Source organism: Pseudomonas sp. TE3899, from assembly GCF_056279105.1.
Genome location: NZ_JBWBQR010000001.1, coordinates 5,255,007 through 5,280,749 on the forward strand (window position 1 = coordinate 5,255,007; position 25,743 = coordinate 5,280,749).

General features: G+C 61.3%; 28 protein-coding genes and 1 pseudogene. 16 read left to right on the forward strand and 13 right to left on the reverse strand.

All coding sequences use genetic code 11. The features are described from left to right. Positions 1 to 231 precede the first annotated feature (231 nt). The gene (locus tag ACZ89E_RS23810; protein ID WP_007894783.1) at positions 232 to 498 is read right to left on the reverse strand and encodes an accessory factor UbiK family protein; all 267 of its coding nucleotides are present in this window, start codon (positions 496 to 498) and stop codon (positions 232 to 234) included. 415 nt (positions 499 to 913) lie between these two features. On the opposite strand from ACZ89E_RS23810, the gene glnK reads away from it, so the two are divergent. The 4 genes from glnK to sutA all read left to right on the forward strand — a co-directional run bounded on the left by glnK (position 914) and on the right by sutA (position 3,692). After that, positions 914 to 1,252, forward strand: coding sequence for a P-II family nitrogen regulator (glnK, locus tag ACZ89E_RS23815; RefSeq protein WP_002555808.1), 339 nt, complete (start codon positions 914 to 916; stop codon positions 1,250 to 1,252). Positions 1,253 to 1,288: 36 nt separating this feature from the next. After that, positions 1,289 to 2,626: an ammonium transporter gene (locus ACZ89E_RS23820; RefSeq protein WP_123597492.1), complete on the forward strand. Its 1,338-nt coding sequence runs from the start codon at positions 1,289 to 1,291 to the stop codon at positions 2,624 to 2,626. Positions 2,627 to 2,840: 214 nt separating this feature from the next. Continuing rightward, positions 2,841 to 3,266 (forward strand): secondary thiamine-phosphate synthase enzyme YjbQ, encoded by a 426-nt coding sequence (locus tag ACZ89E_RS23825; protein ID WP_033060691.1) that lies wholly within the window; start codon positions 2,841 to 2,843, stop codon positions 3,264 to 3,266. Between the two features lie 102 nt (positions 3,267 to 3,368). Next, positions 3,369 to 3,692: a transcriptional regulator SutA gene (gene sutA / locus ACZ89E_RS23830; protein ID WP_054617023.1), complete on the forward strand. Its 324-nt coding sequence runs from the start codon at positions 3,369 to 3,371 to the stop codon at positions 3,690 to 3,692. 317 nt (positions 3,693 to 4,009) lie between these two features. Here the strand turns inward: sutA and ACZ89E_RS23835 are convergent, their stop codons facing one another. From ACZ89E_RS23835 to lptM, 6 genes are read right to left on the reverse strand one after another with little or no spacing between them, the layout of a single operon-like run. Then, on the reverse strand, positions 4,010 to 4,717 hold the full coding sequence (locus ACZ89E_RS23835; RefSeq protein ID WP_476256589.1) for an HAD family hydrolase: 708 nt from the start codon (positions 4,715 to 4,717) through the stop codon (positions 4,010 to 4,012). Then, on the reverse strand, positions 4,714 to 5,613 hold the full coding sequence (xerC, locus tag ACZ89E_RS23840) for a tyrosine recombinase XerC (RefSeq protein WP_149660181.1): 900 nt from the start codon (positions 5,611 to 5,613) through the stop codon (positions 4,714 to 4,716). The genes ACZ89E_RS23835 and xerC overlap by 4 nt, the downstream gene beginning before the upstream one ends. Before the next feature lie 2 nt (positions 5,614 to 5,615). Continuing rightward, positions 5,616 to 6,341 (reverse strand): DUF484 family protein, encoded by a 726-nt coding sequence (locus ACZ89E_RS23845; RefSeq protein ID WP_149660182.1) that lies wholly within the window; start codon positions 6,339 to 6,341, stop codon positions 5,616 to 5,618. Positions 6,342 to 6,354: 13 nt separating this feature from the next. Continuing rightward, positions 6,355 to 7,185, reverse strand: a complete 831-nt coding sequence (gene dapF / locus ACZ89E_RS23850) for a diaminopimelate epimerase (RefSeq protein WP_149660183.1) — start codon at positions 7,183 to 7,185, stop codon at positions 6,355 to 6,357. 4 nt (positions 7,186 to 7,189) lie between these two features. Further along, positions 7,190 to 8,437 (reverse strand): diaminopimelate decarboxylase, encoded by a 1,248-nt coding sequence (lysA, locus tag ACZ89E_RS23855; RefSeq protein WP_149660184.1) that lies wholly within the window; start codon positions 8,435 to 8,437, stop codon positions 7,190 to 7,192. Positions 8,438 to 8,449: 12 nt separating this feature from the next. Beyond that, positions 8,450 to 8,626: an LPS translocon maturation chaperone LptM gene (gene lptM / locus ACZ89E_RS23860; RefSeq protein ID WP_149660185.1), complete on the reverse strand. Its 177-nt coding sequence runs from the start codon at positions 8,624 to 8,626 to the stop codon at positions 8,450 to 8,452. 239 nt (positions 8,627 to 8,865) lie between these two features. On the opposite strand from lptM, the gene cyaY reads away from it, so the two are divergent. The 3 genes from cyaY (at position 8,866) to rnk (ending at position 10,099) form a co-directional block, all read left to right on the forward strand. After that, positions 8,866 to 9,198, forward strand: a complete 333-nt coding sequence (cyaY, locus tag ACZ89E_RS23865) for an iron donor protein CyaY (protein ID WP_017341439.1) — start codon at positions 8,866 to 8,868, stop codon at positions 9,196 to 9,198. Between the two features lie 4 nt (positions 9,199 to 9,202). After that, complete coding sequence (locus ACZ89E_RS23870) at positions 9,203 to 9,421, forward strand: DUF1289 domain-containing protein (protein WP_427632091.1); 219 nt, start codon at positions 9,203 to 9,205, stop codon at positions 9,419 to 9,421. A 267-nt stretch (positions 9,422 to 9,688) separates the two neighbouring features. Further along, positions 9,689 to 10,099 (forward strand): nucleoside diphosphate kinase regulator, encoded by a 411-nt coding sequence (gene rnk, locus ACZ89E_RS23875; RefSeq protein WP_149660188.1) that lies wholly within the window; start codon positions 9,689 to 9,691, stop codon positions 10,097 to 10,099. A gap of 4 nt (positions 10,100 to 10,103) precedes the next feature. On the opposite strand, the pseudogene ACZ89E_RS23880 reads toward rnk, so the two are convergent. From ACZ89E_RS23880 to ACZ89E_RS23890, 3 genes and pseudogenes are all read right to left on the reverse strand, one after another. After that, a pseudogene (locus tag ACZ89E_RS23880) lies at positions 10,104 to 12,952 on the reverse strand (class I adenylate cyclase). A 180-nt stretch (positions 12,953 to 13,132) separates the two neighbouring features. After that, positions 13,133 to 13,378 carry a TIGR02647 family protein gene (locus ACZ89E_RS23885; RefSeq protein WP_149660190.1) on the reverse strand — a complete coding sequence of 82 codons (246 nt, stop codon included), beginning with the start codon at positions 13,376 to 13,378 and terminating at the stop codon, positions 13,133 to 13,135. A 226-nt stretch (positions 13,379 to 13,604) separates the two neighbouring features. Further along, positions 13,605 to 13,889, reverse strand: a complete 285-nt coding sequence (locus ACZ89E_RS23890; protein WP_008024357.1) for a hypothetical protein — start codon at positions 13,887 to 13,889, stop codon at positions 13,605 to 13,607. 124 nt (positions 13,890 to 14,013) lie between these two features. On the opposite strand from ACZ89E_RS23890, the gene ACZ89E_RS23895 reads away from it, so the two are divergent. Beyond that, positions 14,014 to 14,673 (forward strand): glutathione S-transferase family protein, encoded by a 660-nt coding sequence (locus tag ACZ89E_RS23895; protein ID WP_476256590.1) that lies wholly within the window; start codon positions 14,014 to 14,016, stop codon positions 14,671 to 14,673. 114 nt (positions 14,674 to 14,787) lie between these two features. On the opposite strand, the gene argH is transcribed toward ACZ89E_RS23895, so the two are convergent. Continuing rightward, positions 14,788 to 16,182: an argininosuccinate lyase gene (gene argH / locus ACZ89E_RS23900; protein ID WP_123509691.1), complete on the reverse strand. Its 1,395-nt coding sequence runs from the start codon at positions 16,180 to 16,182 to the stop codon at positions 14,788 to 14,790. Positions 16,183 to 16,642: 460 nt separating this feature from the next. Between argH and ACZ89E_RS23905 the strand changes: the two genes are divergently transcribed. The 7 genes from ACZ89E_RS23905 (at position 16,643) to rsd (ending at position 23,141) form a co-directional block, all read left to right on the forward strand. Next, complete coding sequence (locus tag ACZ89E_RS23905) at positions 16,643 to 17,389, forward strand: LytR/AlgR family response regulator transcription factor (RefSeq protein ID WP_149660192.1); 747 nt, start codon at positions 16,643 to 16,645, stop codon at positions 17,387 to 17,389. Positions 17,390 to 17,527: 138 nt separating this feature from the next. Then, positions 17,528 to 18,469 (forward strand): hydroxymethylbilane synthase, encoded by a 942-nt coding sequence (hemC, locus tag ACZ89E_RS23910; protein WP_463258814.1) that lies wholly within the window; start codon positions 17,528 to 17,530, stop codon positions 18,467 to 18,469. Next, on the forward strand, positions 18,466 to 19,233 hold the full coding sequence (locus ACZ89E_RS23915; protein WP_149660194.1) for a uroporphyrinogen-III synthase: 768 nt from the start codon (positions 18,466 to 18,468) through the stop codon (positions 19,231 to 19,233). The genes hemC and ACZ89E_RS23915 overlap by 4 nt, the downstream gene beginning before the upstream one ends. A gap of 16 nt (positions 19,234 to 19,249) precedes the next feature. After that, complete coding sequence (locus tag ACZ89E_RS23920; RefSeq protein ID WP_149660195.1) at positions 19,250 to 20,392, forward strand: uroporphyrinogen-III C-methyltransferase; 1,143 nt, start codon at positions 19,250 to 19,252, stop codon at positions 20,390 to 20,392. After that, on the forward strand, positions 20,389 to 21,627 hold the full coding sequence (locus tag ACZ89E_RS23925) for a heme biosynthesis protein HemY (RefSeq protein ID WP_149660196.1): 1,239 nt from the start codon (positions 20,389 to 20,391) through the stop codon (positions 21,625 to 21,627). Before ACZ89E_RS23920 ends, ACZ89E_RS23925 begins: the two co-directional genes overlap by 4 nt. A 326-nt stretch (positions 21,628 to 21,953) precedes the next feature. Beyond that, complete coding sequence (locus ACZ89E_RS23930; protein ID WP_149660197.1) at positions 21,954 to 22,505, forward strand: disulfide bond formation protein B; 552 nt, start codon at positions 21,954 to 21,956, stop codon at positions 22,503 to 22,505. 177 nt (positions 22,506 to 22,682) lie between these two features. Further along, complete coding sequence (gene rsd, locus ACZ89E_RS23935; protein ID WP_149660198.1) at positions 22,683 to 23,141, forward strand: sigma D regulator; 459 nt, start codon at positions 22,683 to 22,685, stop codon at positions 23,139 to 23,141. 59 nt (positions 23,142 to 23,200) lie between these two features. Here the strand turns inward: rsd and ACZ89E_RS23940 are convergent, their stop codons facing one another. Continuing rightward, positions 23,201 to 23,866: an FKBP-type peptidyl-prolyl cis-trans isomerase gene (locus tag ACZ89E_RS23940; RefSeq protein WP_463258812.1), complete on the reverse strand. Its 666-nt coding sequence runs from the start codon at positions 23,864 to 23,866 to the stop codon at positions 23,201 to 23,203. A 192-nt stretch (positions 23,867 to 24,058) separates the two neighbouring features. Here ACZ89E_RS23940 and ACZ89E_RS23945 point away from each other — a divergent pair, with 192 nt between their 5' ends. Then, positions 24,059 to 25,234: an AlgP family protein gene (locus tag ACZ89E_RS23945; RefSeq protein ID WP_476256591.1), complete on the forward strand. Its 1,176-nt coding sequence runs from the start codon at positions 24,059 to 24,061 to the stop codon at positions 25,232 to 25,234. Here the strand turns inward: ACZ89E_RS23945 and ACZ89E_RS23950 are convergent. Then, a complete protein-coding gene (locus ACZ89E_RS23950) occupies positions 25,231 to 25,698 on the reverse strand; it encodes a TIGR02444 family protein (RefSeq protein WP_149660201.1) in 468 nt (155 codons plus the stop codon). The genes ACZ89E_RS23945 and ACZ89E_RS23950 overlap by 4 nt on opposite strands. Positions 25,699 to 25,743 lie beyond the last annotated feature (45 nt).

Genomic DNA, 25,743 nt, shown 5'->3' on the forward strand with positions numbered 1-25,743 from the left:
CTTGGTTCCAGGTCGCCAAACCCAGTGCTGAACAAGTCAGCTGAGAATGAGCTTAGGACCCGGCGCTTTGCGACGCTATCGGACGGCGGTAGTGATCTTTGTAGGACGTTGCCGAGATTGTTGCGAGGCGCAAGATCAAAAGATCGCAGCCTTCGGCAGCTCCTGCAGGACATAGAGCGGAACGCGGAGCGTCCCTGGCGGCATTCCCACGCAGAGCGTGGGAACTATCAGTTACTCCGCGTCGGCTGGCGGGTTGAGCTTGGCTTCCAGCTCAGCAACCTTCGCCTCAAGGCTTTCCAATCGTGCCCGAGTGCGCGCCAACACCACCATCTGGCTATCAAACTCTTCCCGGCTCACCAGATCCAGTTTGCTGAAGCCGCTCTGCAACAAGGCTTTGAACTGGCTTTCGATTTCGCTTTTCGGCAGCGGGGTGTCGCCGCTGAAGAGGCGGGAGGCGGTGCCGCTCAGGGCGTCGAGGAAGTCTTTGGGCGCGAGCATGGGAAAGGTCCTGGAAACAATGGCGGGCAGTGTATCACGCAGTGTCTATAGTCAATCCCGCAGGCAGGGATGCACGCTTTTCGCGCAGGCGGACGGACGGCAGCGCACTGTTGTTGTGCGTAATGCCATTGGCATTTGTGGAAAGCAGCTTGCAGCAGTGACCAAGGGGTTGAATTCAGTGAGTTTTGGCGAGATGGCAAGGTTTCTGCTTAGTCACCCTTGACCCATGCACTGATGCAGTCGCTGTGACGAATGCAGTGCGCCACACGAAACGGGGAAGTTTCGTACGGAGTGGTTAGCTGGCGTCGGACGGGCAGGTTGGGCCGACGATGCGTTACAAAGCCAGGCACTGCGCTTAGACTTGAGACGGGTTTGTTTTCCTGGGGCAAGTCCACCAATTCGGGAGAGAGTTTTCATGAAGCTAGTCACTGCCATCATCAAGCCGTTCAAACTGGACGATGTACGCGAGTCGTTGTCCGAGATCGGCGTGCAGGGCATTACCGTTACTGAGGTCAAAGGCTTCGGTCGGCAGAAGGGTCACACCGAGCTGTATCGCGGCGCGGAGTACGTGGTCGATTTTCTGCCCAAGGTGAAGATTGATGTCGCCATTGACGACAAGGATCTTGACCGGGTTATCGAGGCGATAACCAAGGCAGCCAACACCGGCAAGATCGGTGACGGCAAGATCTTCGTGGTCAATCTGGAACAGGCGATTCGCATCCGTACCGGCGAAACCGATACCGACGCAATCTAAGCCGCCACAAACCCCAACGCCCCAGGAGAAAACAATATGACTCTGCGTAAATTCGCAGGGCTAGGAGCCCTGTTGTCCATCGTAATGCCCGGCCTGGCTTTGGCGGCAGATCCGGTGGCGCCTCCAGTCCTCAATTCCGGCGATACCGCCTGGATGTTGACCTCGACTGCCCTTGTGCTGTTCATGACCATTCCGGGCCTTGCGCTGTTCTACGGCGGCATGGTTCGCTCCAAAAACATTCTTTCCGTGATGATGCAGTGCTTCGCCATTACCGGTCTGATCACCATCCTGTGGTTCATTTATGGCTACAGCATGGCGTTCGATACCACGGGGATGGAAGCCAACGTCGTCAACCTCAACTCCTTTGTCGGCAGCTTTGCCAAGGCCTTCCTCGCGGGCATCACGCCTGCCAGCATTACCGGCCCGGCGGCGCTGTTCCCTGAGGCAGTATTCGTTACTTACCAGATGACCTTTGCGATCATCACCCCGGCGCTGATCGTCGGTGCGTTCGCCGAGCGGATGAAGTTCTCCGCGATGCTGATCTTCATGGGCGTCTGGTTCACCCTGGTTTATGCGCCAATCGCGCACATGGTCTGGAGCGGTCCGGGTTCGCTGTTGGGCGACTGGGGCGTGCTCGACTTCGCGGGCGGCACCGTGGTTCACATCAACGCTGGTGTGGCGGGCCTGATTGCCTGCCTGGTGTTGGGCAAGCGCAAAGGCTTCCCGACCACCCCGATGGCACCGCATAACCTCGGTTACACCCTGATGGGCGCCGCCATGCTGTGGGTCGGCTGGTTCGGCTTCAACGCCGGTTCCGCTGCAGCGGCCAACGGCACGGCCGGTATGGCGATGCTGGTCACCCAGATCGCAACTGCTGCCGCTGCACTGGGCTGGATGTTCGCCGAGTGGATCACCCACGGCAAACCCAGTGCACTGGGTATCGCTTCGGGTGTGGTTGCCGGTCTGGTCGCCATTACCCCGGCTGCGGGCACCGTGGGCCCGATGGGCTCGCTGATCATCGGCCTGGCGGCTGGCGTGGTGTGCTTCTTCTGCGCCACCACCCTGAAACGCAAACTCGGCTATGACGATTCCCTGGACGCCTTCGGCGTGCACGGTATCGGCGGTATTCTCGGTGCGATCCTGACCGGTGTGTTCGCTGCACCGTCCCTGGGTGGCTTCGGCACCGTCACCGACATCGCCGCACAAGTCTGGATTCAAACCAAAGGCGTGGGCTTCACGGTGATCTACACCGCGATCGTCACCTTCATCATCCTCAAGGTCCTGGACGCCGTCATGGGTCTGCGTGTGACCGACGAAGAAGAAGCGGTCGGCCTCGATCTGGCACAACACAACGAACGCGGCTACAACTTGTAAGACGCGCAGAAAAAAACTTGCCCGGCTTGCCGGGCATTTTTTTGTCCGGGATTTGTCATTAAAGAGGTAGCTGAAAGGTTTTTTCCTACGGCTTAAGTCGTGTTTACGACGAGCGTTTTTCTGGGGCGAAAAACTTACAGCAATGCAGGAATATTAGGGCCTTTGTTTTTTCCCAGAGCGCGCTAGAATGCGCCCCGAACGTGCGGAGAACTGTATGTGGCAACAGACTCTGATTACCCTGCGGGCAAGGCCCCGGGGCTTTCATCTGGTAACGGACGAGTTACTCGCCGGCTTGCCTGAACTCAAGGCGTGTCGGGTCGGTCTGTTGCATTTGTGGCTGCAGCATACCTCGGCGTCGTTGACCATCAACGAGAACGCCGATCCGGCGGTACGTCGCGACTTCGAACGATTTTTCAATCGTCTGATCCCACAAGGAACAGACGGCTATGAGCATAACGACGAAGGCCTGGACGACCTCCCGGCGCACTTCAAGGCCAGCGTGCTTGGCTGTCAGCTCAGTTTGCCGATTTCGGCGGGCCGACTGGCGTTGGGGACCTGGCAAGGCGTTTATCTGGGCGAGCACCGTGATTTTGGCGGTGCCCGTAAAGTCCTCGCCACCGTGCACGGTGAAGGGGCATAAGCCGCTGGTTGCCAGCGGCTGTTGATTTTTTTCCGGCGGCCTTCGACAGATGGCGAAGCTGGGCTATAACTAATCTGCTTTTCGCAAGTCATGAGGTAGAACATGAGCGACGATGATCTGGAAAACGACGACCTCGAAGTAGGCGACGAAGACGAGGCCGAAGAAGGCTTGGAAGCAGCAGCGGAAGACGTTGCTGACGACGACGGCGGTGAAACGCCGGTTCCGACCGCTAAAGGCAAGGCCAAGGCTGCTGTGTCAGTCGATGAGCTGCCGAGCGTCGAAGCCAAAAACAAGGAACGCGACGCCCTGGCCAAAGCCATGGAAGAGTTCCTGGCCAAAGGTGGCAAGGTGCAGGAAGTGGAGGCCAATGTGGTCGCCGATCCGCCCAAGAAGCCTGACAACAAGTACGGCAGCCGGCCTATCTAAGCGCCTGCTACTGGCTTGCTTGCTGAAAAAGCCCGCCGTCGCTGCGGGCTTTTTCATGGGCGTAACAAAAGCCGGGGAACGCCTGCGTAGGAGCAAAGCTTGCTCGCGATAGCGGAGGGTCAGCCAATATCAATGCCGACTGACAGGGCCCCTTCGCGGGCAAGCCTCGCTCCTACAGGGTTGATGGCGTTCATACAATTGGCGTACGACACAAGTCCGTAGGAGCGAGGCTTGCCCGCGAAGAGGCAGTCACATTCAAAATGGATGTGGCTGACCCACCGCAATCGCGAGCAAGCTTTGCTCCTACGGGTTTTGTGTCAGGCCGAGGCTGCGTTCCAGCGGGCTAAAAGTGCCGGCAAATCGGTCAGGCTGCGAATCTCCGCATCCGGCAAACGATCCGCTTCCCAGGCCTTGCCCGCCGGGTTAAACCAGATTGCGCGCAAGCCTGCCTGTTGGGCGCCGGCAATGTCATCGCCGGGGTGATCGCCAATGTGCACCGCCGTTTCGGCCGTCGCACCGCCACGCTGCAACGCCTCGTGAAACAGCCGCGCATCGGGCTTGGCGATGCCGATGTCTTCGGCGCACAACGCAAACTTGAAGTAATCCGCCAGCCCCAGCCGACGCACGTCGGCGTTGCCATTGGTGACCACGCCGAGGGCGTAATGGTTGGCCAGGGTTTCCAGGGTCGGCTGCACTTCCGGGAATATTTGCAGTTGATGCCGGGCGTGCAGGAACACTTCGAAGCTCTGATCCGCCAGGTCCGAAGCCTGGTCATGGGCATAACCCGCGTCTTCCAGCGCATGGAACAGCACCCGCCGACGCAGGGCGCTGATGCGGTGCTTCAGGCCCGGTTCGTTGGTCAAGACCCGCTCACGAATGGCCCACAAATGCTCCACCGGCACCGCGCCCAGCTTCGGCGCATGTTCGGTCAACCATTCACGCAACATGGCTTCGGCGCTGACGATCACCGGGGCGGTGTCCCACAGGGTGTCGTCGAGGTCGAAGGTGATCAACTGGATTCTCATGACTCATCGCCTTTGATGCGTTTGGCCCGTGGATGGGCGCTGTCGTAGACCGTGGCCAGGTGCTGGAAGTCCAGGTGGGTGTAGATCTGGGTGGTCTTGATGTCCGAGTGGCCGAGCAGTTCCTGCACCGCGCGCAGGTCCTGGGAGGATTCGAGCAGGTGGCTGGCGAAGGAGTGCCGCAGCATGTGCGGGTGCAGGTTTTGCCCCAGCTCGCGTTCGCCGGCAGCCTTGACCCGCACCTGAATCGCCCGTGGGCCGAGGCGCCGGCCTTGCTGGCTGACAAACACCGCGTCGTCCGTCGGGTTAGTCATCGCGCGCAGCGGTAGCCATAGCTCCAGCGCTTCCCGAGCCTTTTTGCCCACCGGCAGCAGGCGAGTCTTGCTGCCCTTGCCGAGCACCTGGACCATGCCGTCAGCCAGATCAAGCTGATCCATATTGAGCCCGGTCAGCTCCGAAAGCCGTAAACCCGAGGAATAGAACAATTCCAGAATCGCCTGATCCCGACGTGCCAGAAAGTCATCCTCGACCGCACCTTCCAAAAGTTGCAGCGCGCGGTCGGTGTCGAGGGTTTTCGGCAAGCGGCGTTCGCCCTTGGGCGGCGCCAGGCCGTTGGCCGGGTCGTGATCGCACAAGCCTTCGCGATTCAGGTAGTGATAGAGCCCACGCACCGCCGACAGCAACCGCGCCAGGCTGCGGGACGATTGCCCCTGGGAATGCAGGCGTGCGATCAGGCTGCGCAGGCGCTGGATATCCAGCCCGGCCCAGCTGTCGATGTTCTGTTTGACACACCAGCCGAGCACTTTGTCGAGGTCGCGGCGGTAGGCGTACAAGGTGTGGGGCGACACCTGTCGCTCACTGCGCAGGTGTTCGCAGTAAGCGTCCAGTTGTCGTTCCACGATCAGCGTACCGAGCGTAGGGAGTTGTTGACCCGAGGCAACACACGGCCCATGACTTCGGCGATGTAGCTCAGGAACAGCGTGCCCACCGAACTCTTGTAGTGCTGCGGATCGCGGCTGGCGATGGCCAGGACGCCATGGATGCCTTGATGGCTGATGGCGACGACGGCCGTGGAACCGATCTGTTTGCGTTGTTCTTCGCCAAACAGGAAGTCCAGTTCGTGTTCACGCAGGCTGCCGCTGACGCTTTTGTCTTCCGAGAGCAGGCCACCAATGGCGGTTTGTGCTTCGGCGTGGGTGACCCAGCGGCCCACCGGCATCGGGTTGTCACCGAGCAGAATCAGGCTGACGAAGGGCACCTGGAAATCCTGGCGCAGGCTGTCTTCGACGCTGATCACCACGTCTTCGAGGCTGGCGGCGTCCATCAGCGTGAGGATCAGGCGACGGGTCTTGTCGAACAGGCGATCATTGTCGCGCGCGACGTCCATCAGGTGCGACAGGCGATGGCGCAACTCGATGTTGCGGTCGCGCAGGATGGTCATCTGGCGTTCCACCAGCGAGATGGTATCGCCGCGCTGGTGGGGAATGCGCAAGGCCGGGAGCAGTTCTTCGTGTTCGACGAAGAAATCCGGATGAGCCTCCAGGTACGCGGCAATCGCCGCCGCCTCAAGGCTTTCGGAAGGAGATTCGTCGGGCTGTAGGGCGGGAACCTGAGGCTTGTCTTTCATGGATTTGGCTCTCTCAAAGACGCACTTGTCCTTCATATACGCGGACTGCCGGGCCGGTCATCAAGACCGGTTGGCCAGGGCCTGCCCATTCAATGGACAGACGCCCGCCAGGCAGGTCGATCAATAGCGGCGAATCCATCCACCCCTGGCTGATCGCGGCCACCGCCGCAGCACAGGCACCGGTGCCGCAAGCCTGGGTTTCCCCGGCCCCGCGTTCCCAGACCCGCAGCTGCGCACGGTTGCGGTCAATGACCTGGAGAAAACCGACATTGACCCGCGACGGGAAGCGCGGATGGTGTTCGATCTTCGGGCCCAGTTCATGCACCGGTGCGTTATTGATGTCGCTGACCCGCAGCACGGCATGGGGGTTGCCCATGGACACCGCCGCCAGTTCCACCGTGTTGCCGTCGACTTCGAGCTGATAGCTCAAGGCCTGGCCTTCGGCTTCGAACGGGATGTCGGCCGGTACCAGGCGCGGCGCGCCCATGTCGACGCTGATCTGGCCGTCGCTGCGGATATCCAGTTCGATGATGCCGCTTTTGGTCTCGACGCGAATCTGCCGCTTGGCGGTCAGGCGCTTGTCGAGCACGAAGCGGGCGAAGCAGCGCGCACCGTTGCCGCACTGCTCCACTTCGGAACCGTCGGAGTTGAAGATCCGGTAACGGAAATCCACGTCCGGGTTGCTCGGTGCTTCGACGATCAGCAACTGGTCGAAACCGATGCCGGTGTGCCGATCGCCCCATTGCTTGGCGTGCTTGGGCAGGATGTGCGCGTGCTGGCTGACCAGGTCGAGGACCATGAAGTCATTGCCCAGGCCGTGCATCTTGGTAAAACGCAGCAGCATGGTTTTACTCCGGCAGCAGGCTTTCGCCAGCAAACAACTCGGCTACCGTCTCACGGCGACGCACTTCAAATGCCTGATCACCGTCCACCAACACTTCGGCGGTACGCCCGCGGGTGTTGTAGTTGGAACTCATGACAAACCCGTAGGCACCGGCCGAATGCACGGCCAGCAGGTCGCCTTCTTCCAGGGCCAGTTCACGCTCCTTGGCCAGGAAGTCGCCGGTCTCGCAGATCGGGCCGACGATGTCGTAGGCGCGAGCAGCGGTATCGCGCGGGCGCACCGCGGTGACGTCCATCCAGGCCTGGTACAGCGCCGGGCGGATCAGGTCGTTCATGGCCGCATCGACGATGGCGAAGTCTTTGTGCTCGGTGTGCTTGAGGTACTCGACCTGGGTCAGCAGCACGCCGGCGTTGGCGACGATGTAGCGGCCCGGTTCGAACACCAGCGCCAGCTCGCGACCTTCGCAGCGCTCGCGCACGGCTTTGATGTAGTCGGCCACCAGCGGCGGCTCTTCATCGCGATAACGCACGCCGACGCCGCCACCGAGGTCGATGTGACGCAGGTAAATGCCGCATTCACCCAGACGATCGATCAAGCCCAGCAGGCGATCGAGGGCATCGAGGAAAGGAGGCAGGCTGGTCAGTTGCGAGCCGATGTGGCAATCGACGCCCAGCACTTCCAGGTTCGGCAGTTGCGCGGCGCGGATGTACACGTCTTCGGCGTCGGCGATGGCGATGCCGAACTTGTTCTCTTTAAGACCGGTGGAAATGTACGGGTGGGTGCCGGCATCGACGTCCGGGTTCACACGCAACGAGATCGGCGCGCGAACGCCCAGTTCGGCGGCGACCACTTGCAGGCGTTCCAGCTCATCGGTGGATTCGACGTTGAAGCAATGCACGCCGACTTCCAGGGCGCGGCGCATGTCTTCACGGGTCTTGCCGACACCGGAGAACACGATCTTGTCCGGGCTGCCGCCAGCGGCGAGGACGCGTTCCAGCTCGCCACGGGAGACGATGTCAAAACCGGCGCCGAGACGGGCCAGGACATTCAGTACACCGAGGTTGGAGTTGGCCTTGACCGCAAAACAGACCAGGTGCGGCACGCCGGCCAGGGCATCGGCATACGCCAGGTACTGGGCTTCGATGTGGGCGCGGGAGTAGACGTAGGTCGGCGTGCCGAAGCGTTCGGCGATGGCGGACAGGGCCACGCCTTCCGCGAACAGCTCACCGTCACGGTAATTAAAAGCGTCCATGGCGTTCCCTTATTATTGGTAGACGTCGTGCTTGTGTGCTTTGGAGGCAGGCTGCTTTTGCGAGGACTGGGCCTGCTCGGCAGGGTCCTGGTTGTCGTCAGGCAGGTACAGCGGGCCTTTTTGACCACAGGCCGACACAAGGCAAGCGACCGCGAGGAGCGCGGCAAGGGAAGAGATCAGGCGCTTCATGGCGAAATCCTTGAAAATGCGTTAATTGCGCCGGAGTATACCGGCCACCCGTCAGCTTGCCTATGTAACGCGGCTCCCGTCCGGCGGGCCTTGGATTGAAGTGCGTTCACGGGTCCCGGGTCTTGCGTCGATATTTCATAACGCTACCGGGCGCTTGGTCGTTATCCTTTGCAATCGCCGGGGCTCGCCCGTATCTTGCGGCGCTTGAGCGTGAACAGACACTTTTTGAGGTTCCTGCAATGAGTTTGACCGAAGCCCGTTTCCACGACCTGGTCGATGCCACCCAGCAATCGCTGGAAGACATTTTCGATGAGAGTGACCTGGATATCGATCTGGAGAGCTCGGCCGGTGTGCTCACCGTCAAGTTCGAAAACGGCAGCCAGTTGATCTTCAGCCGCCAGGAACCACTGCGCCAGTTGTGGCTGGCGGCGGTGTCCGGCGGCTTCCACTTCGACTATGACGAAGAGAGCGAGCGCTGGATGTGCGACAAGAGCGAAGAGCAGCTGGGCGAAATGCTTGAGCGCATCGTCAAGCAGCAGGCGGGCGCCGAATTCGATTTCGAAGGCCTGTGAAACCGTGACTCAGCCTGCACCGGTTCGTCCGCCCAAGCCGCTCTACAGCAACATCAGCCCGGCGGTGCCTTCGCCGTGCAGCGGCGTGTGCCGGCTGGATGAACAGAAGGTCTGCCTGGGGTGTTTTCGCCATGTCGAAGACATCCGCGAATGGCGCTCGGCCGACGACGATCGTCGTCGGGTGATCTGCGCCCAGGCGGCTGACCGCAAAGCCCTGGCATAAGAGCTTTTGTGGCGAGGGGGCTTGCCCCCGCTGGGTCGCGAAGCGGCCCCAAAAGCTCACGACTGCTTCGCAGCCGAACGGGCGGCAAGCCCCCTCGCCACAGTGTTTCTCCCCGCGTGTCTGAAGCGCCCCTTCCCCTCACTTGTATATTTATTGAGCTGTGATAGTGTCCAGAAACGCCTCAACCCATCGAGGCTCGTGAAAACCCCGCCTTTTTCTGGCGGGGTTTTGCTTTTTTTGTGCAGAAGAAAGGAGTCTGCCCGGATCATGACCGTACCTTCCATCACCCTTACTCGTCTGGACGTGCAACGTCTGGAGCGCCTGATCGACAGCCTGGATGACACGCTGCCGGGCGTTATCGCGCTGCAAACCGAACTGGACCGCGCCGATACAGTGGTCGGTCACGATGAAGTGCCCGCCGATGTCGTCACCATGAATTCCCGCGTGCATTGCCGCGAAGAGATCAGCGGCAAGGACTATCACCTGACGCTGGTGTATCCCAAGGATGCCAATGCCGACGAAGGCAAGATTTCCATTCTGGCGCCCGTGGGCAGCGCCTTGCTCGGCCTGAAAGTCGGCCAGCACATCGACTGGCCGGCACCGGGTGGCAAGACCCTGAAACTGACCCTGCTGGAAGTGGAATCGCAGCCGGCCAATGGCGGCGCCTTTCCGGAATAACGCCTCAGACCTGCTCGAGTGCTTCGTTCAGTGCGCGCTCCAGGTCGGCCTTGTAGCGCAGATACAAATTGCTTGAACTCTGCCCATCACCGAGCAGGCCCGACAGGTCCAGGTCGGTGATGTAGCAGCGGTAGCGCTCAATCTCGCGGCGCTGCTCGACGATTTCCCGGGCGACCACGGTAAACAGCTGATCGCCATACTCCAGTTCCGAAAACTCCCGCTGATTGCAATACAACGTGACCTGCACCTGGCCCGGTGCGGCTTTGCCGATGATCGCCTGCACGTCGTAGAACGGCTTGTTGACCGGGGTTTGCGGCGCTGGCCGCGCTTCGACCCGACGTGCCCGGCCAGGGCCGGACGGCAATAGTTGGTAATACAAAGTGTCGAGGCTCAACGGCTGGGCGGCGTCCATCGGCAACAAGGCGTCCCGGCGATACAGGATCGATTGCAGGAAACGTTGCAGCGGCACCAGCAGGCTTTGCTCGTCGTGATACGGCAGGCGTTGCTGCCACAGCGCGTTGAACTCATCCAATACGTACAGATCGGCCTGCTGCTCGGTGATCCGGTAGAACACCTGGATGCACTCGGGCTGACCCATCGGCAACAGCAACGCGAGGTCCTGTTCTTCGAGGGCCATCGGGTCCAGGTGCAGCGGGCTGTAGCTCGCCAGCTCCTCGCCCAGGTAGTCGAACAGCGCCGGCAGGGTGGCGAGGGCGACGTGGTTGACCTGGCCGGGCACCAACTCCAGCACGTGGTAATGCTGCTGCACCTGAATCAGGTAGCGATGGTTGAGTTTGCTCAACAGCAGGTTCTGCGCGGTATCGAGGATTTCTTCGACCCGCCGCGCAATGAATTGCGCACGGTTGTGGCAGAAACAACGGACCCGCAAGCGCGGCTGTTGCGGCCCTTTGGGCAGGTTGTTGAGGTAATCGCGCAGGCAGTCGAGCAGCGCGTGCGGCCCGTCGTAGCGGCTGACCAGCACTTCATTCCAGCTATTGAGCGTGACCTGATCCAGGGTTAGCACCAGGTTTTCCCGCACGCCGGCGTAACTCAGGGAGTCGGTGCGCTCGGTGGTCATCAGGATGTTGAGGTCACGATGGTGCTTGAGCGGATCGACGCCGACGTTCACCAGGATCAACACTTCGCCGGGCACGCTGGGGCGCAACAGGGCATCTTCGGCGACGGTGGTCAGGGGCAGGGCGATGCTCTGCTGCAGGCTGCCGAGCAGGTTGAACAGTTCGAATTCGCTCAAGTCGCTGGTGCCGGGGTGCAAGGCCAGGCGGGTGCTGCTGTCGATCACGCCATTGCGGTGGCACCAGGTCAGCAGTTCCAGCAACTGACGGCTGCGCTTGATCGGCGCGCGAAATGCTCCCACTCGTGGGCGGTCAGGCTGCCGTTGTACAAACCCCATTGGGTTTGCCCCGGTTCTTTCTTGTTTGGCGCCTGCACCAGGGTCAGGGTGTCTTCGGCCAGGTCCGGGGCGATGCCCGGGTTGATGAATTCGACCTTGTCGGCCTTGCGCTCGAACGCCGCGTACAGCCGCCGGCCCAGCACATTGAGGTCGCGCTTGTTGATCAGGCTGACGGTTTGCTCGGTGCGGGCGAATTGGGTCAGGAAGCGGTAGCTGTAATTCAGTTCGTTGACCAGCGCCCGGCGTTCGGCGCTGACCTGGCGGACTTTCCACTGGCTGCGGCTGTCGAGCAACGCCAGTTGCCGTTGATCCCAATGCCATTCGCTGGCCAGGCGTTCCAGCAGCGAGCGCTGCCAACTCGCGGTGCGGCTGTTGCTGCCGGTGAGCTTGCGATTGACCTTCAGGTACAGCGCACGGCGCACCAGTTCCAGGCGTTCGGGTTCGCCACGAGCGGTCAGGTATTCCTCGATGCGGCGGTAGACCACGATGTATGGGTCCAGCTCGTCGAGGTCCAGCCGATTGGCGAACACTGCCTGTTTGAAGCGCAGGCTCAGGCAATGGACCTTGGGGTGTTCGCTGGCGTACACCTCGATCAGCAGCAGTTTAAGCACCGACTTGTAGGGCGATTCGATGCCCTTGAACAACTGCCAGAGCCCGGCGCCGATGAACTCTCCCGGCGGAATGTGCGCCAGGTGCCCCAGGTCCAGGGTTTCGTCGGCGCGGATAAAGCGCTTGGACAGCAGCGTGTGGGTGTATTGGTGATAACCCGTTTCTTCGTAAACCGGCACCAGCCACCAGATCGGCGTGCGGCCAGCGAGCCAGATCGCCGTGCGATAGAACTCGTCCAGCAGCAAGTAATGCTGGGTGGTGCCGCAGTCTTCCGAACTCAGTTGCGTATCGCGCTCGCCGTGCATGAAGCGGGTCGGGTCGATCAGGAAAAAGTGTGCCTCGGCGCCCTGGCTGGCGGCCCAGGCTTCGAGCAGTTGGCATTTCTTGCGCAGTTCGACGAGTTCGCTTTCGCTCAGATCCGGGCCGTGGCACACCCACACGTCCATGTCGCTCTGGTCGGCCTGGGCCAGGGTGCCGAGGCTGCCCATCAGGAACAGGCCATGAATCGGTCGTGGCGGATTGCTGCCGTGGCGCGGCTTGTAGGAAAACGAACGGGTCAGGCGCTGGGCTTCGGCGAGGGTGTTGGCGTCGGGCTCGTAATTCGACAGCCCGGCCGGCGCGCTGCCGGACACGTAACCCGGCAGCAGCGGGTGATTGACGTGGAAAAACAGCGGCAGCAGGGTCAACACCCCTTGCTGGCGCGTCGACAACCCTTCCATGGCGCGGGCCATGCGGCCTTCGTTGAGCTTCAGGAAACGGGCGCGCAGCTGGCTCAGGACCTTGCGGTCGATGCCTTCGTCCAGGTCGGGGCGGATTTCATGGGTTCGGGTCATGTCAGCTCAAACCGGCTCGCGAAGCTCGGACGTAGGGTCTGCGGATGAGGGGCAGTTTAGCGCCTCGGCCCCGGGACTTTTAAGCTGTATTTGTTTTTTGGCGCCAGATTTCTATCGCGAGGCGACAAGCTGCCCGCGGAAATCCCGTCACAGGGGTTTCCGTGGGCGATGCGGTGGGGTTTAGGCTGTTTCCCGAACGCTCAGAATGGTCAGAACGGTTTGTACATTTTGCGCGGCGTCACGACCCAGGCTGGTCAGGTAACCGCCATCGGGCTGGTCGATCAGTTCTTTTTCGTGCAGGCGTTTAGCGGCGGCAATGTGTTTCGGGGCAGCGGTCTGATGAATTTTCAAACCTTCCTGGGAACTGTCCAGGTTGAAGAGTGCAAGGACTTCCAGTTCGGCAACCAACTCAGGGGTAAGCGACATAAGGACTCCAGACTTTCTAGGAATTGGACGACAGCGCCCCTAAGGTGAGCTCACTCGTGCGGCATGTCCAGTGCTGGCAGCAGGGTTTTTTCGCCTTGGGATCCGTTCCCCGATAACGGGGTGTTGTAGGAGCAAGGCTTGCCCGCGATTGCCGCGCCGCAATCTGTCAGATGAACCGTGTAATCGTTCATCGCGGGCAAGCCTCGCTCCTACAGGGGGGCGGTGCTTACTTTTTTTCTGGTGGCAATTCAGGAAGTGCACGCAGGGCGGCTTCGTACCATTCGGTATTGAACGCGCGGTCTTCTTCGAGGATCGCGTCGATTTCCACCGCCAGCACATGGGCCATCAGGTTGAGGATTTCTTCGCGCTCGTAACCCACCAGGGTCAACTTGTTGAAGGTGGCCTTGGCGGCCGGCGGGTTGTCGCTTTCGATCTGGTTTTCAATCGCTTCGATCAGGGTGTTCTCGGTGAATTCTTCTTCGTCGCTATCGATATCAGTCGGCTCGCTCATGGCAGGCTCCTCAAGTTAAGGCGGGCAGTTTACCCGCATTCAGCGCCGTGATGCTGCTGGCAAGAAACGCCTGGGCGTTCTATAAACAGGCACTGCCCACCCCGCACGGCCTGGAGGCTTTGTGATGCTCAAGCTTTATGGATTTTCCGTCAGCAACTACTACAACATGGTGAAACTGGCGCTGCTCGAGAAAGGACTGCCGTTCGAGGAAGTGCTGTTTTACCCGTCCCCGACCCCCGAGGCGTTGGCCATCAGCCCGCGTGGCAAGGTTCCGGTGCTGGGCGTCGAACAGGGTTTCGTCAACGAAACCGCCGTCATTCTTGAATACATCGAGCAAACCCAGAAAGGCACGCCGCTGCTGCCGAGCGATCCTTTCGAGCGCTCGCAGGCCCTGGCGCTGGCCAAGGAAATCGAGCTGTACATCGAGTTGCCGGGCCGCGCCTGTTATGGCGAAGCGTTTTTCGGCTCGCCTGTACCGGACGCGATCAAGGACAAGACCAAGGCCGAGTTGCTGCTGGGCTTTGCGTCGCTGGGTCGGCACGGCCAGTTCGCCCCTTATGTGGCGGGCGATAGCCTGAGCATTGCCGATTTGTATTTCCTCTACAGCGTGCCGCTGGCCTGTGCGGTCGGGCAGAAGCTGTTCGGGATTGATCTGTTGGCCGAAATGCCGGCGGCCAAGGCGCTGCTGGAGCGTCTGGAGCAAAACCCGCATGTGCAGCGGATTGCAGCGGACAAGGAAGCGGCGATGCCAGGGTTTTTGGCGATGGTCGCGTCCAAGAAGTAGGGTTTGTGTAGCGCATCCGAAATTGCATTCGCGGGCAAGCCTCGCTCCTACGCAGGTACAGCGCGACCTGTGTAGGAGCGAGCGGTGCGACGATTCGACTTGCCCGCGAAGCTTTTAACGGCTGGCGAGCAATGCCTGACCGCGCACCACGGCTTTCTTGACCTGCGCCGGCGCAGTCCCGCCGATATGGTCACGGGCATTCACCGAGCCTTCCAGGGTCAGCACGGCAAACACGTCCTGATCGATCTGGTCGCTGAACTTGCGCAGTTCTTCCAGGCTCATTTCCGCCAGGTCCTTGCCGCTTTCCACACCGTACTTCACCGCATGGCCAACGATCTCGTGGCAGTCACGGAACGGCAGGCCACGGCGTACCAGGTAGTCCGCCAGGTCGGTGGCGGTGGAGAAACCGCGCAGCGCCGCTTCGCGCATCATGGCGTGCTTGGGTTTGATCGCCGGGATCATGTCGGCAAAGGCCCGCAGCGAGTCGCGCAACGTATCGGCGGCGTCGAACAGCGGCTCTTTGTCTTCCTGGTTGTCCTTGTTGTAGGCCAATGGCTGGCCTTTCATCAAGGTCAGCAGGCCCATCAGCGCGCCGAACACACGGCCGGTCTTGCCACGCACCAGTTCCGGCACGTCCGGGTTTTTCTTTTGCGGCATGATCGAGCTGCCGGTGCAGAAGCGGTCCGGCAGATCGATGAACTGGAACTGCGCGCTGGTCCACAGCACCAGTTCTTCGGAGAAGCGCGACAAGTGCATCATCGCAATGCTCGCGGCCGAACAGAATTCGATGGCGAAGTCACGATCCGACACGTTGTCCAGCGAGTTGCCGCCGACGGCATCGAAGCCCAGCAGTTGCGCGGTGAACTCACGGTCGATCGGGTAGGTGGTGCCGGCCAGCGCGGCGCTGCCCAGGGGCATGCGGTTGGTGCGCTTGCGGCAATCCACCAGGCGCTCGTAGTCGCGGCTAAGCATTTCGAACCAGGCCAGCATGTGGTGCCCGAAGGTCACTGGCTGCGCGGTTTGCAGGTGGGTGAAGCCCGGCATGATGCTGCCGGCTTCGCGCTCGGCCTGCTCCAGCAAGCCTTTTTGCAGGCGGGTGATTTCGGCGAGGATCAGGTCGATCTCGTCCCGCAGCCACAGGCGGATGTCAGTGGCGACCTGGTCGTTACGGCTGCGGCCGGTGTGCAGCTTTTTACCGGTCACGCCGATGCGATCGGTCAGGCGCGCCTCGATGTTCATATGCACGTCTTCGAGGTCGATGCGCCAGTCGAACTGGCCAGCCTCGATTTCACCCTGGATGGTCTTCAGGCCATCGGTGATGCTGTCGCGCTCGGCATCGGTCAGCACGCCGACCTTGGCCAGCATGGTGGCGTGGGCGATCGAACCCATGATGTCGTGGCGATACAGGCGCTGGTCGAAAGTGACGGAGGCGGTGAAGCGGGCGACGAAGGCGTCGACGGGTTCACTGAAGCGGCCGCCCCAGGACTGATTGGTCTTGTCAGTGCTCATGAATTCGCTCGTATCGGCTTGAAGAAGGTTGGCGTTTAACGCTGGGGCGGATAATAACAGGGTTGCCAATCCTGTCGCTGACACTGGTCGATACGTTTTTTTCTCATACGCCGGCCCATACTCGGGGTATCGCCAGAAGGCGTTGCGCAACGATATTTTTCAATTGAGCAATATCACGCCGGCAACCGTCTACAGTTGGACAGTAGGATCAGCGCACTTCTGTGCGCTGGCGCTGCCTATAAAAAGAGGGGGTGTTCGTATTGTGTATCAGCAAACCCTACGGCGATGCCTCGCCAACGCGGGCCCGGGCCGCCAATCGCCCCGCAGATGAAAATTTAGCCGCCGGTCTCGCGGCACTTTTTGGCCCTCGCGCCAGTCTTAGCGTGGATCGCGGTGACGGATGTCACTTCACCTGTCTACGCTATCCTTGTGCGAGACTCACGCAGGAATCCAGCGCAATATGAATGTCCTGATCGTTGATGACGAACCCCTAGCCCGCGAGCGCCTGAGCCGAATGGTCGGTGAACTCGAGGGATACAGTGTCATGGAGCCCGGTGCCACGAACGGCGAAGAGGCGTTGGCGCTGATCGACAGCCACAAGCCGGATATCGTGCTGCTCGATATCCGCATGCCGGGCCTCGATGGCCTGCAAGTGGCTGCGCGATTGTGCGAGCGTGAAACGCCGCCGGCCGTGGTGTTTTGCAGCGGCCCGGATGAATTCGCCGCCGAGGCCTTGCAGGCCAGTGGCGTGGGTTATCTGGTCAAGCCGGTGCGCACCGAGTTATTGCTCGAAGCCTTGAAGAAGGCCGAGCGGCCCAATCGCGTGCAACTCGCCGCCCTGACACGCCCGGCAGCCGAAACCGGCAGCGGCCCGCGCAGCCACATCAGTGCCCGCACCCGCAAAGGTATTGAACTGATCCCGTTGGGTCAGGTGGTCTATTTCATTGCCGACCACAAATACGTGACCTTACGCCACGAAGGCGGCGAAGTGCTGCTGGACGAACCGCTCAAGGCCCTGGAAGACGAATTCGGCGACCGCTTCGTGCGTATCCATCGCAACGCCCTGGTCGCCCGCGAACGCATCGAACGCCTGCAACGCACGCCCCTGGGGCATTTTCAGTTGTTCCTCAAGGGCTTGAACGGCGATGCGTTGATCGTCAGCCGTCGTCATGTGGCCGGCGTGCGCAAGATGATGCAGCAGCTTTAATCCGCCGTTCCCAGGCGGACTCCACACCCGATTGCCGGACGTCGAAGGCCAGGGAGGCCAAGCAGTTCCTGATACAAGTCAAAGTGGATTTGGCTGAGCTGTTATTATCCGCCGTATCTATTCAGTACGGATTGATCCATGTCCTCTCGCGAAATCCGCATCGCCACCCGTAAAAGTGCGCTGGCCCTCTGGCAGGCCGAATACGTCAAAGCTCGTCTTGAGCAAGCCCATCCAGGCCTGTTGGTGACGCTGGTGCCCATGGTCAGTCGCGGCGACAAGCTGCTCGACTCGCCACTGTCGAAAATCGGCGGCAAGGGCCTGTTCGTCAAGGAACTGGAAACCGCGCTGCTGGAAAACGAAGCCGACATCGCTGTGCACTCGATGAAAGACGTGCCAATGGACTTCCCCGAAGGCCTCGGTCTGTTTTGCATCTGCGAGCGCGAAGACCCGCGCGACGCTTTCGTTTCCAATACCTATGCCAGCCTCGATGAGTTGCCCCAGGGCAGCATCGTCGGCACGTCGAGCCTGCGCCGTCAGGCCCAGTTGCTGACGCGCCGGCCGGACCTGGAAATCCGCTTCCTGCGCGGCAACGTCAACACACGCCTGGCCAAGCTCGATGCCGGCGAGTACGACGCCATCATCCTCGCTGCGGCGGGTTTGATTCGCCTGGGCTTCGAAGACCGCATCACCTCGGCCATCAGCGTCGACGACAGCCTGCCGGCCGGTGGCCAGGGCGCGGTCGGGATCGAATGCCGCAGCGTCGACACTGAAATCCACGCCTTGCTCGCACCGCTGCATCACCAGGACACCGCCACCCGCGTCACCGCCGAACGTGCCCTCAACAAACATTTGAATGGCGGCTGCCAAGTGCCGATCGCCTGCTACGCCGTGCTTGAAGGCGAGCAGATCTGGTTGCGCGGGCTGGTGGGCGATCCGAGCGGTGGCCTGCTGCTCAATGCCGAGGCCCGTGCGCCGCGCAGTGACGCCGAATCCCTGGGTGTGCAGGTCGCCGAAGACCTGCTGAACCAGGGGGCCGGTGACATTCTGAAAGCGGTCTACGGCGAGGCAGGTCACGAGTGAATGGCTGGCGTCTGCTGCTGACGCGCCCCGCAGATGAGTCGGCGGCGCTGAGCAGCGTGTTGGCCGAGAGCGGGATTTTCAGCAACTGCCTGCCGCTTTTGGAAATCGAGCCGATTGCCGCCTCTGACACAATGCGCGCGGTGATCCGGGAGCTGGATCGCTATTGCGCGGTGATTGTGGTCAGCAAGCCGGCGGCCAGGCTTGGCGTTGATCTGCTCAGCCAGCAGTGGCCGCAGCCACCTCAACTGAAATGGTTCACCGTAGGCGCCGCGACCGCGCAAATCCTTGAAGATTTCGGGCTCGATGTGAGCTTCCCGGTCGATGGCGATGACAGCGAAGCCTTGCTTGAACTGGCGCAGTTGCGCGAGGCTGTCGCCCGGCCTGATCCGCGTGTGTTGATCATGCGCGGGGAGGGTGGCCGCGAGTTGCTGGCCGGGCGTTTGCGTGAGCTTGGTGCTAGTGTCGAGTATCTGGAGTTATACCGTCGTGGCTTGCCGAGCTATTCGACGACTGCGCTGCCGGACCGGATCGAAGCGGAACGCTTGAACGGGCTGGTGGTCAGCAGTGGACAGGGTTTTGAGCACCTGCACCAGTTGGCCGGCGATGCCTGGCCACGGTTGGCGCAGTTGCCGTTGTTTGTTCCAAGCCCAAGGGTCGCCGAGCTGGCACGTGCCGCCGGGGCCCAAACAGTTGTGGATTGTCGTGGCGCCAGTGCCACGGCTTTGCTGACGGCGTTACGGGAGCAACCCGTACCCGTTCTCTAATGCAAAGGATGGATACGTGAGCGAAACAGTCTTGCCTAAAGATGACGTGCAGCCGGTGCTCGATGCACCCGTTGAAACTCCACCACCTGCTGCGGTGCCGCGCAGGGGCAATGGACTGGCAATCGTCGCGCTGTTGCTGGGTGCCGCCGGCGTTGCCGTGGGCGGCTGGGGAGTGTGGCAAGTGCGCCACCTGCAGGCCAACACCCAACAGCAGTTGAGTGAAGTCCAGGCGCTGAACGATCAGGCCCAGAGCCTCAAGCTTAACGATCAACGCCTGACCGCACGTCTCGAACAACTGCCCGCCGCCGATGAGCTGGAAGACCGTCGCCGTCTGGTGACCCAGCTGCAAGGCGATCAACAACGCCTGAATCAAAAGCTGGAAACCGTCCTCGGTGCCAGTCGCAAGGATTGGCGCCTGGCCGAGGCCGAGCACTTGCTGCGTCTGGCCAGCCTGCGTCTTTCCGCGTTGCAGGACATCAGCAGCGCCCAGGCCCTGGTGCAGGGTGCCGATGAAATCCTGCGCGAACAGAACGACCCCGGCGCCTTCGCCGCCCGCGAGCAAGTGGCCAAGACCCTTGTGGCCTTGCGCAGCACCGAGCAGCCGGATCGCACCGGGTTGTTCCTGAGGCTGGGTGCATTGCGCGATCAGGTGATCAACCTCACCGAGCTGGCGCCGGAGTACAAGGACCGTGGCGAATCCCTGTTGGGCCTGACCGCCGATGGCGACGGCGCCAGTCGCTGGGCGCAATGGTGGGACGAGGTTTCGCGCTACATCCGCATCGACTTCAACGCCGACAAGAATGTGCGTCCGTTGCTGGCCGGGCAAAGCCTCAGCCAGGTGCGTCTGGCCCTGAGCCTGGCGTTGGAGCAGGCGCAGTGGGCCGCGCTCAACGGCCAGGCCTCGGTGTATACCCAGTCGCTGAAGGAAGCGCGGGATGTGCTCAAGGGCAACTTCAACCCGGACAACCCGCAGAGCAAAGCGATGCTTGAGCAGGTGGCCGATCTGGGTACGCAACCGGTCACGGTCGTCACGCCGGACCTGACGGGCACGTTGAGCGCGGTTCAGGGTTACCTGGAGCGGCGTAATGTGAATGCCGAGGATTCGATCAAACCGCTGGCCAAACCTGCCGCGAACACTGCGCAGGAGGCCACGCCATGAAACGCCTCTATGTGATCCTGTTCCTGGTCATCGCCGCTGCCGGGGCGCTGGGGCTGGCGATTGCCGAGCATTCCGGCTACGTGCTGATCGCCTACAAAAGCTTCCGCTATGAGTCGAGCCTGTGGGCGACCCTGGCCTTGCTGGCGGTGCTGTGGCTGGTGTTCTGGGGCATCAAGGCGTTGGTCGAACTGGTGACGACCTCCGGCGGTGTGGTCAACCCGTGGTCCCGACGCAATCGCAGTCGCCGGGTGCAAGTGGCGATCGAACATGGTCAGCTGGATTTGGCCGAAGGGCGGTGGGCCAGTGCCCAGCGTCATCTGCATCGGGCCGCCGAAGCCGAGCGCCAGCCACTGTTGTATTACCTCGGTGCGGCGCGTGCCGCCAACGAGCAAGGTCATTACGAAGAAAGCGACAACTTGCTGGAGCGCGCGCTGGAGCGTCAGCCCCAGGCCGAGCTGGCGATTGCCTTGAGCCACGCGCAATTGCAGACCGATCGCGGCGACACCGACGGCGCCCTGGCGACCCTGGAAGCCATGCACGAGCGTCATCCGCATAACGTGCAGACCCTGCGTCAATTGCAGCGCCTGCATCAGCAGCGCGGCGACTGGTCGGCAGTGATTCGCCTGCTGCCGGAACTGCGCAAAGACAAGGTCCTGCCAGCGGCCGAGCTGGCAGAGCTGGAGCGCCGGGCCTGGGGTGAAAATCTCAACCTGGCGGCGCACCGCGAGGAGGATGGCGTCGTTGGTTTGCAGTCCCTCAATCGGGCCTGGCAGCAACTCAGCACGGCGCAGCGTCAAGAGTCGCCACTGGTGCTGGCCTATGCCGAGCAATTGCGGCAGTTGGGCGCGCAGGCCGAAGCGGAAGAGGTTCTGCGTGCGGCGCTCAAGCGCAAGTACGACAGCCATCTGGCGCGTCTCTATGGGTTGGTGCGCGGCAGCGATCCGTCGCGGCAGTTGCAGACCGCCGAGGGTTGGCTCAAGGATCATCCCGCTGACCCGAGCCTGCTGCTGACCCTGGGCCGTCTGTGCCTGCAAAGCAGTCTGTGGGGCAAGGCCCGGGATTATCTGGAAAGCAGCCTGCGTGTGCAGCGCAACCCGGAAGCCTGTGCGGAGCTGGCCAGGTTGCTGGCGCAACTGGGCGATACCGAACGCAGTAACCAACTGTTCCAGGAAGGCCTTGGCCTGTTGGACGAGCGTCTACTGGCGGCGCCGTTGCCCGTCGCCGTCCGCGCCTGATTTCCGGGTTGGCATAAATCCTGGGGCGAGGGAGCTTGCTTGTGGCGAGGGGGCTTGCCCCCGTTGGACTGCGCAGCAGTCCCATCTGGAGGCGCTTCGCACCTCTGTGAGAGCAAGCGCCTCGCCGCAAAACGCTCACTCCAGCGTCTTGTGTTTAGCTCTTGTCGTCCGCCATCGGCAACGTCCTACAAGGTGCTACATCTAATCCTTCAGATCCTGTCGGGAATTCCCTACACCTTTGGTGAAGTGTCCGTGGTGGCCCGCCTTGAAAGGCTGGCGCGCTTTCCTCTACCGTAACCGCCTGTCTCTAAAGTTACGGATTAGCCATGTCTTTGGCCTGCTCACGCTCCTTGTTTTTCATGGCTTTCACTGCAGGTGCCCTGGCCTTGGGCGTTTCCTTTTACCTGGAATATGTGGTCGGGCTCAGACCTTGCGGGTTGTGTTTATTGCAGCGGATTTTCCTCGCGCTGCTCATGCTGGTTTGCCTGGTGGCCTCGGTGCACGGCCCGCGGCGATTCGGGTCTTTTGTTTATTGGCTGATGGGGTTGTCTGCCAGCCTGGGCGGAACCGTCACCGCGTGGCGCCAGGTGCTGTTGCAAGCGGATCCGCTGCAGCAGTTGTCACTCTGCTCGCCCAATCTGGATGACGTGTACGAAAACCTGCCCTGGGCCTGCGCCGTGAAACGGATGTTCAAGGGCGGCGATGATTGCGCGCAACTCTCATGGACCTTGTTCGACCTGAGCATCCCGGAATGGAGCCTGCTGTTCTTCGTCGCGATGCTGATCCTGAGCATTTATCAGTTGCTGCGCCATGTCTGGATCGCCTGTCAGCGACCGCTCAGCGGCGTGTCGTCGCACCCGGCGGTGGCGCGTGATTAAACACTTGTATGAACTTTATCTCCTGCGTACCTTGAAGGCATTGTCGTGCGGGCATAATCTGGCCCGCACGTGTCATTGGATTTATGTTGCTCGATGACGCTCTGCCTGGCCGATTCTTGACCTTCAAGGGTGCGACAGGTGTAGAGCAGCATGACCCACAAGGGAAGAGAGATCACCATGCTCGAAAGTTGTCAGAATGCTCAGGAACGCTGGGGTGGAGTGCATCTGCTGATCGACCGCTGGTTGCAGGAGCGTCACGAACTGGTTCGGGCCTATGATGCTCTCGGCGACAAGCCTGAAGCGCTGGGTGAGAGCCGCAAACCGTTGCAGGAATTTTGCGGTGTGCTGGTCGACTACGTGTCGGCGGGGCATTTCGAGATCTACGAACAGCTCACCGGTGAAGCCAAGGCCTTTGGTGACAAGCGTGGTCTGGAGCTGGCCGAGACGATCTACCCACGCATCGACGTCATCACCGAGAAGCTGCTCGCGTTCAACGACCTGTGTGATGCAGGCAAGTGTGTCGCCGAGAAATTCAAAGAGCTGGGTGGCCTATTGCATGAACGCTTCGAGCTGGAAGATTGCCTGATCGAAGTGCTGCACACGGCTCACAAGGAAGAGGATTCGGTTCAAGCCTGAACCCCTTCCCGCAACAACCGAAACGGTGCGCTATGCGCGCCGTTTTTCGTTTCCGCGATTCAGCTGGTGGCGTCGCGCAATTCGACTTCAAACACCAGCGGAGTGAATGGCGCGATCAAGTCGCCGGCACCATCGGCGCCATAAGCCTGGGCCGATGGAATCACCAGTCGCCACTTCGCGCCAACCGGCATGTTTTGCAGCGCCGTGCGCCAGCCGGTGATCACGCTGTCGAGGCTGAACCACTGCGGCTGGCTGTTCTGATCGAACACCGTGCCGTCGGGCAGGCGACCGATGTACATCACCTGAACCTTGCCATTCGGCCCGGCCTTGGCGCCGTTGCCCGGGGTCAATTCCGTCAGCAAAATTCCATCGTCCAGTTCACGAACGCCGGGCCGGGCTTTTTCCTGAGTAAGAAAACGCTGCTCTTTTTCCAGGGCTTCTTCGGTTTGCGGCGCTGGCGTTTGCAAGGCGACCTGGGCTTCGTGGTCGGCCAGGATCTGCTCGATCTGCGCGTCTTTCAGCGCCAGGGGTTTGCCTTGATAGGCTTGCTGCAGGCCATCGACCAGCGCCTGAAGTTGCAGGTCCGGAACCTCTTGGCGCAAGCGTTCGCCGAGGCTTGCCCCCAGGCTGTAGGCGAGATCGTGAGCATCATTTGCAGCGGTTTTTTCCGCGGCATGAACGACGGAAAAACACACCAGCAGGGATAAAAAAAGGTAACGCGACATGGGCACTCTCCGACCTGAGATGCGGGGGATTATGCCAGCGAGGATGGGTTGAACGGTGAACTGCTTTTGCGCCGATGCAGAACATTTTCGATTCGCTGCAACGCAACGCTTTGGATACTGTCAACATGACCTAGCGGCGGTGTCAGCAGAGGTCTAGTATGAGCCGCATTCACGTCAGCCAGGAGGTAAACCATGTCGGCCACCAAGAAGCCTGTAAATACTCCGTTGCACTTACTCCAACAACTCTCGGGCAGCCTGCTCGAGCATTTGGAAACCGCTTGTTCCCAAGCCTTGGCTGATGCTGAAAAACTGCTCGCCAAACTGGAAAAGCAGCGCGGTAAAGCGCAAGAAAAACTGCACAAATCCCGTACCAAATTGCAGGACGCTGCGGCGGCCGGCAAAGCCAAGGCACAAGCCAAGGCGAAGGACGGAGTGAAGCAACTCGAAGACTTGCTCGATGCCTTGAAAGATCGTCAGTCCGAGACCCGCACCTACATTCTGCAACTCAAGCGCGATGCTCAGGAAAGCCTGAAACTGGCCCAGGGCGTCGGTCGCGTACAAGAGGCTGTGAGCAAGGCGTTGTCCCTGCGTTCGGCCAAGCCTGCTGCGGCACCTGCCAAGAAAGCCGCGGCCAAACCGGTTGCTGCAAAAGCAGCCGCCAAGCCTGCTGCCAAACCGGCTGCCAAAGCACCGGCCAAAGCCGCAGCAAAACCTGCCGCGAAAAAACCAGTGGCTGCCAGCGCTGCGAAACCAGCTGCCAGAGCGACGGCTGCCAAGCCAGCTGCCGCCAAGCCAGTTGCTGCAAAAACGGCTGCTGCCAAACCGACTGCGGCGAAAACCGCAGCCGCTAAACCTGCTGCAAAAACGGCCGCCAAACCAGCCGCAAAACCGGCTGCTAAACCAGCTGCCAGAACGGCAGCAGCGAAACCGGCTGCCAAGCCAGCCGCCAAGCCAGTAGCTGCAAAAGCCGCTGCAAAACCAGCCGCCAAGCCGGCAGCAAAACCAGCGGCTAAAACCGCAGCCGCCAAGCCTGCAGCCGCTAAACCTGCTGCTGCAAAATCGGCCGCCAAACCAGCAGCCGCTAAACCGGCTACTGCGAGCGCTGCAAAACCTGCCGCAGCCAAACCCGCTGCCAAGCCGGCTGCTGCAAAACCAGCTGCCGCTAAACCTGCTGCAAAACCAGCGGTGAAAAAACCAGTCGCGGCCAAACCCGCTGCGGCCAAACCGGCTACCGCGCCAGTCGCCAAGCCTGCCACCCCGGCTCCGGCAGCATCGTCTGCTCCAGCCGCTACTACCTCGACCCCGACTGCTGCGCCAACGCCAGCCGCCGCATCGAGCACTGCCACCACCCCAACCAGCGCTTCCTAAGTGCCGGTTACCGCGGCGCGCAGCTGATGCAGCAGCGCGTCGCGGTCCAGGTTGGCGGCGCCTGCCGCCACACCTTCCAGCCAGGCCGATCGTTCGGTCACCTCAGCTTGCGGCCAATCCTGGGCCGTACGTTCCAATCGCAACAGCAGATGCCGTTCGGTTTCCAACTCCAGTGCCTTCACTTGTTCGCGTAACGCGTTGAGTTCGACGTCGTCCACGGCGGCGGCTTTCCATTGCATGCGCAATGCTCGCAGCGGCTGTACGACATTCATCTCCCACGGCCCGGCCACCTGAAATAGCGCCTGCAAGCGTTGCTCGGTGCAGCCCACGCCTCGTTGTTCCAGCCACAGCCCACACAGCAGCAGGCACACATTCGCCCCCGCCGCCTGCCATTGCAGGCACAGGCCTTCCACACCGGGACGGGCGTAAGTGTTCAGGGAAAAGCTCCACAGGTCAGCAGACATATGCTACTCGCGCCAGTTGTGAGCGAAGCTGATAGACTCCGCCGC